Raw genomic sequence first — 5,181 nt, forward strand, 5'->3', positions numbered from 1 at the left:
CCCTCTGTCCGGGCCGATTGCCGGGAACTTGTGCCACTTCGACGTCGAACACCGCGACGTCACGCCGGCTGAACTTGAGTTCCTGCGCGCCGTGGCCCCTCTGTTGCTGGAGCGCATGAACTGATATTCACCGAGAAGCGAGGGAGCGACTTGGAGGTTCTGGCAATGATCAACTCTGCAGTTCATCGGTTCGAGTACGACGGTTGGAAGGTGACCGTCGAGTTGGACGGTTCGACGCTCGATGGGATCATCTCCGGGCACGCGGATCTTCATTGGAAGGACGGCCACAGATGCCGGATAGCCCTGGCAGGCAAGCATGAGGACGGAGCGAGCGCGATTGCCTCTCTGTCCGACCGATCGCGCGCCTTTATCGACGAATGGCACACGAAACGCCTCAATGGCGACTCGGACTTCGTCAACATCTAGAAGCGCGTGCGCCGGATCGCAAATCACGATTCCCATCTTTTTCACGCCGTCTGCCAATCGACGAAGCCTCGCTGGTGCTCGACTTAGAAGCCTTTGACTTCGGAGAATGCAGTGGACACTGCGAAGTCGCCAGTGTCCAGTTTGACCGCCTTCAGAGGCGCGGCACGATGTCGCGCCAGCGACGAACTCAGCCACGATATTCCCAGCACGGCTACGAAGCGCCGCTGATTGCTTTGCTTCGGCGCCGTGTCCGCCGAGGTTGCGTTCAGTTTTTTCCCTGTCCGGGGCGAGATGATCATTCGAAGGTGACGGTTTGTGCCGTCAGCACCCCGTTGGTGACCTGGGTACCATGAATGTTCACCTTCACGCCATCGCGCAGGTTCGCCGCGCTGCCGTTGGTGAACATGACGCCGGGGCCGCCTGCGTCCACCGGCTGCCCTCTCACTCGAAAATCGGAAGGTGAGTGGAAGGCACCCACGCTGCCGATCAGGTCGAAGGAGGCCGGGCCGCCAGTGCCCGGTACGTGCCGGATCTTGAGCTTGTTGGCCTTGAGGACGCCGCGCGACACCACTCCGCCGACTTCCACCTTCACGCCGTTGCCCAAGGCGCCGGCCGGCCCACCCGTGACTTGCACCGAGGATGCGTCGACGGCGAAGCCGAGCACACGCAGCGAACTCAGTCCCGCATAGTCCGTGACGATGCCCGCGAATTGCGCTGTCGTGGCATCCGTCGTCGGCAAGGGATACCACCACTGCACGAGCGTGGCGGCAAGTCCGCCAGAAGAGACGGTGTCCGCTCGCACGCGTACGATGGTTCCGTTGGCGAGCGATCGGCCATCCAGGCTTCCACTGAGGACTGCACTGCCGTAGTCGACAACCAGGCCGCCGAGCGCGAAGGTATGCGCCGCCGCGTCGAGGTTCTGCACCGTTCCGGTGAGAATCGCCGAGGACGGATCACGCTGTTCGACGCGCGTCGCTCGCAGCACCCCAGGTGCAGCCGGCAATCCCCAGACCTGCAATGTGCGTCCGGCCGCGATGGCCGCGAGACCGGATGCGTCCGCCCAGACCGTGGCCTCGTCGGTCGTTACCGTCGTCCCGAGGATGACGAAACTGTTCTGCGACAGGTCGATCGCTCCCACGGGACCTCGGACGTCGGCGGCGGAGTCGACTCGCCGGGCGATGCCGCTCGTAAAGCCGGCATTGACAGGCCCGGTGACCTTCACGGTCATGCCCAGTTGCAACCCCGTCGGCGCGTCCTGGATATTTCCGACGGCGGTCGTCGTGTCGTAGCGCAGGCCATTGACAATGATGCTTCCCGCGCCATCGACCGCGCCGACGCCAGTCGCATCGGCGGTGCTCACGCCGGTGCCGCCGGAGCCGACCCCTGATCCGTCATCGCCGATGGAGGCCGTCGTCGAACTTCCGTCGCTGGCCGCAATGCCGCCGATGCCGTTGCCTGCGCCGCTCTCACTCGGATCGCGGGCAAGCCCGACCGAGCCGATAGGGCTCGCGACGCCGGAAGTCCCCGATGCGGGTGCACCGACAGGTGCCATTGCACCGCCTCTGCCACCGCCGCCTCCACAAGAAAGGAGCAAGGCGATCCACAGCGGGAGAAGGACAATGCGCAGCAGGTTTGTGGTCATGCGTTCTCTCCCGATGATTTTGGGGGTGCCGCGGGCGGGGGCGCCTTCTCGACCGCGGCATCTTCGTAGTAGGTGTAGATTCCCACCCGGATGCGACCCGACGCCGTCTGGTCCGCGGCCTCGTAGGCACGCCTCATCTCGCGCGTGAGCTCATGATGAAGGCCATCCCAGCGTTGACGCGCGAGCTGGTGAATGCGCTCGCATTCCTCGAGCGACAGGCCGGCCGCGAACACCGATCGCTCGAGCATGGGAGGCCGCTCCCCGATGGTATTCGACACGCTCGCCAGAAGGTGGTCACGGGAGTTGTCGCCCAGGAACGAAAGCATCCCTTTCAAGTCGCTCGCCGGCACGAAACCGGCTACCGCAAGTTCAGTGTTGCCATCGTGCTCGGTCGCCATGTGGAGGCGCACCAGTTCGTCGAGGATGGCCCGGTGGTGCACGTTGCCTCGGCTGGCGCGTCGCGCGACGGCTTCGAAGGACGGCACCGATTCGTCTGCGGACACGACGGGCAGCGAGCGGTGGGCCGGGTTGTCCGAGAACATCTGGAGCCAAAACGTCAAGGTCTTGGCTTCCGCCGACATCTCCGTTTGGGGCAATGAAGCCGCCTCTTCGCGCACCATCGTGGTCACGACCTTGCGGTTCAGTCCGGTGGTCACCGACAACTGGCTGATGTTGGGTTCCGTGCCCTTCTCGCCCCACGCGCGACGTGCCTCGTCGACCAGTATGTCACGGAGCAATTCCTCGAGGTGCGCGTGCTTGACGCCAAAGGCAAGCGCGAGCCGCACCAGCGGGCGCAGCACGCGGGCGCAAGCTCCGATGACCCACGCCAACTGGCCTTCCCTGCCCTTCGCCAGGCTTTGCCGAAGGCTCCGCCGGCCCCGGTCATGCTTGGCGTTCTTCGATCCAGTGCGTTTCGTTGCCATGGAGTTTGTGGGCGAACTCTGCGACCTGGGCCAGCTTCGCGCCGTTGGGTGGGATGTCGGGAATCCACAAGCCGAGTCGTTCGTCCGAGGTCGCACCCTGAACGCTTTCTGAACGCCGCAGCCGTATCTCAACCAGTACTCGCAAGGTCCCGTTCACCGAGAACTCCTTGTTGATAACGGTGGCATTACCACCGGTTACCAATGGGACAGCGACTTCAGCCCCTGTCTTACATGCATGCCGTGGTCACTATAAGACAAGAGTTCTATTGATGTGACAGTTTCACATGTCTTTTCTACTTGGGGGAGTGCGATGTCGAGACCCACGATGCGAAGCAAGGAAACGGCGCCCTCAGCGCCGCGAGTTCTCGCATTCGGAAATCTCGTCGATCTGGCGAGGCTGCAGGTGGGCACCCCGTCTGCCGAAATCTGTGATGCGTGCAACACCATCAACATCGGGTCCGCGCGCTACTGCAAATGCTGCTCGCACAAACTGCCGGCGTTCTATGCGGCCATCAAGGACGACGCGCATGGCCCGAGCATGCGCGATGCGGTGCTTCCGTGGCGCTCGCGGGAGATGCCGGGTCGGGCGTCCATGATCGACTTCACGGCCTTCGCGGTGGTGATCAATCTGCTCGTGGTGCTCACCGCATCCATACCCATTCCGTGAGTCGCCGGCCTCGCTGTCATCGCCATGACGAAGTTCTGCGAATCGTGCCACACGGCCAACAGAGACCGCGCGAGGTACTGCCGAGGCTGCGCCGGCAGGTTCAGCGGAATTCGCACGGCGGCGAATGTCGCCGAGGGGTCCTTGCCTGAAGAAAGGGCACCGCGGGCCGCGAGGGTGCCCAAGATTTCGCTGCCCGTGACCGCACGCATGCCGGCGGCGGTGGGAAACGATCTGCGCACGGTATCGCGCACACTCGAGAAGAGGGAATTTGCCAGGCAGCCGGTTGTTCCCGGTGGGCTCGACGTGCCCGTCGTGCTGTTGCTGATGGCCGTCCTCCTGTCGATCGCCGCCTTCGTATTCTGGTACTGGAACCGCACGGTCGAGCGAAGCCCGGCTCCGCCTCGCGAGGTGGCAGCGAGCCATTGGCGACAGGCCGAGTTGCCGGCTGTGTTGCTTCCGGAGCCGGTGATGGATTCGCAAACACCGGCCGCACCGGTCGCAGTTGCAGCCGATCAGCAGGTCGAGCCGGCCCCTCCGCTGGAGCCGCCGCCGCCTGAAACGCCGGCCGTCGCGCCCGCGCCCGCCGACGTGAAGGTCGCGGCGTCGGAAGAGCAGCCACCGCAGGCAGAACAGCCTTTCAGTGAACCACAAGCCGAGACGTCGCGACCTCCGGACGCACAGCCTCATCAGGCGTCGACCCGGCAAGTGCAGGCAGAGCCGCAACGGGCACGCGCCGGTACGCTGCAGCGCGACAGGAGCACGGCGAGGATTGTCAGCGCGCCGCGCGCTGTCACAGTCAGCCGCCAGAAGGCAATGGAGCCCCTCGTCGCTGATGTCCGGCACTCGATCCGAACGGAAGAGCCGCGCATCGACAGCCCTGCACCGGTGGTGCGCCCGACCGCGCCGGTTCAAATCGGCACGGTTCGCGCGGTAGGCGGCACGACACGTTGCGATCGGTACAACCCCTTCGGCGAGACAATCTGTGTCAGCGCTCCGCCGGGGGCGCAAGCGGCGAATTCATCTGCTGCGGCGGCTTCGGGCGCACCGATCGGCGGAAATGCGGCGTCCAAGAGCACGATCCTGGTCGGCGGTTTCGCGATCGCCAGCAGCGCAGCCGATCCGGGTGGCAGCGGCAGCAGCCCCAGCGCCGGCAATGGGTCTGGTGGTGGTACAGGCGTAGGTGGTGCTGCCGCAGGCGCCGCAGGAACAGGTGCCGCCGGTGGTGCCGGAAGCGGTTCTGGTGGTGGCGCGGGAGGCAGTGCTGGCGCCGGTGGTGGCGGCGGCCCCGGCGGTGGCGGTGGCGGTGGCGGTGGTGGTGGCCCCGGTGGTGGCGGCGGCCCCGGCGGTGGCGGTGGTGGTGGCCCGGGTGGTGGTGGCCCCGGTGGTGGCGGTGGCCCAGGCGGTGGCGGTGGCTCCGGCGGTGGCGGTGGCCCCGGCGGTGGCGGTGGCGGTGGCCCCGGTGGTGGCGGTGGCCCCGGTGGTGGCGGTGGCCCCGGTGGTGGCGGTGGCCCCGGCGGTGGCGG

Annotated in this window: 7 protein-coding genes; 3 read left to right on the top strand and 4 right to left on the bottom strand. The window is 65.9% G+C overall.

Annotated features, from left to right (window positions below):
- Positions 1–165: 165 nt before the first annotated feature.
- Positions 166–426, top strand: a complete 261-nt coding sequence (locus tag AB4Z46_RS34980; RefSeq protein WP_442288148.1) for a hypothetical protein — start codon at positions 166–168, stop codon at positions 424–426.
- 83 nt (positions 427–509) lie between these two features.
- On the opposite strand, the gene AB4Z46_RS34985 is transcribed toward AB4Z46_RS34980, so the two are convergent.
- The 4 genes from AB4Z46_RS34985 to AB4Z46_RS35000 are packed head-to-tail and all read right to left on the bottom strand — an operon-like array spanning position 510 to position 3,148.
- Positions 510–725 (bottom strand): hypothetical protein, encoded by a 216-nt coding sequence (locus AB4Z46_RS34985; protein ID WP_442288149.1) that lies wholly within the window; start codon positions 723–725, stop codon positions 510–512.
- A complete protein-coding gene (locus AB4Z46_RS34990) occupies positions 722–2,068 on the bottom strand; it encodes a DUF5666 domain-containing protein (RefSeq protein ID WP_442288150.1) in 1,347 nt (448 codons plus the stop codon). The genes AB4Z46_RS34985 and AB4Z46_RS34990 overlap by 4 nt, the downstream gene beginning before the upstream one ends.
- Positions 2,065–2,991: a DUF6502 family protein gene (locus AB4Z46_RS34995; protein WP_442288151.1), complete on the bottom strand. Its 927-nt coding sequence runs from the start codon at positions 2,989–2,991 to the stop codon at positions 2,065–2,067. Before AB4Z46_RS34995 ends, AB4Z46_RS34990 begins: the two co-directional genes overlap by 4 nt.
- A complete protein-coding gene (locus tag AB4Z46_RS35000; protein ID WP_442288152.1) occupies positions 2,951–3,148 on the bottom strand; it encodes a hypothetical protein in 198 nt (65 codons plus the stop codon). The genes AB4Z46_RS34995 and AB4Z46_RS35000 overlap by 41 nt, the downstream gene beginning before the upstream one ends.
- A 168-nt stretch (positions 3,149–3,316) precedes the next feature.
- Here AB4Z46_RS35000 and AB4Z46_RS35005 point away from each other — a divergent pair, with 168 nt between their 5' ends.
- Together AB4Z46_RS35005 and AB4Z46_RS35010 are read left to right on the top strand one after the other, a co-directional pair.
- Positions 3,317–3,658, top strand: coding sequence for a hypothetical protein (locus AB4Z46_RS35005; RefSeq protein ID WP_442288153.1), 342 nt, complete (start codon positions 3,317–3,319; stop codon positions 3,656–3,658).
- A 1,180-nt stretch (positions 3,659–4,838) separates the two neighbouring features.
- Positions 4,839–5,181: hypothetical protein (locus tag AB4Z46_RS35010; protein WP_442288154.1), on the top strand; the 343-nt coding region annotated here is incomplete at its 3' end.

Source organism: Variovorax sp. M-6 (assembly GCF_052114385.1).
Classification (GTDB): domain Bacteria; phylum Pseudomonadota; class Gammaproteobacteria; order Burkholderiales; family Burkholderiaceae_C; genus Variovorax.

What these genes read in the sequence shown, in the direction of transcription:
- AB4Z46_RS34980 (WP_442288148.1), top strand. Translation starts at nt 166, where the DNA reads ATGATCAACTCTGCAGTTCATCGGTTCGAGTACGACGGTTGGAAGGTG.
- AB4Z46_RS35005 (WP_442288153.1), top strand. Translation starts at nt 3,317, where the DNA reads ATGCGAAGCAAGGAAACGGCGCCCTCAGCGCCGCGAGTTCTCGCATTC.
- AB4Z46_RS34990 (WP_442288150.1), bottom strand. Translation starts at nt 2,068, where the DNA reads ATGACCACAAACCTGCTGCGCATTGTCCTTCTCCCGCTGTGGATCGCC.
- AB4Z46_RS34985 (WP_442288149.1), bottom strand. Translation starts at nt 725, where the DNA reads ATGATCATCTCGCCCCGGACAGGGAAAAAACTGAACGCAACCTCGGCG.
- AB4Z46_RS34995 (WP_442288151.1), bottom strand. Translation starts at nt 2,991, where the DNA reads ATGGCAACGAAACGCACTGGATCGAAGAACGCCAAGCATGACCGGGGC.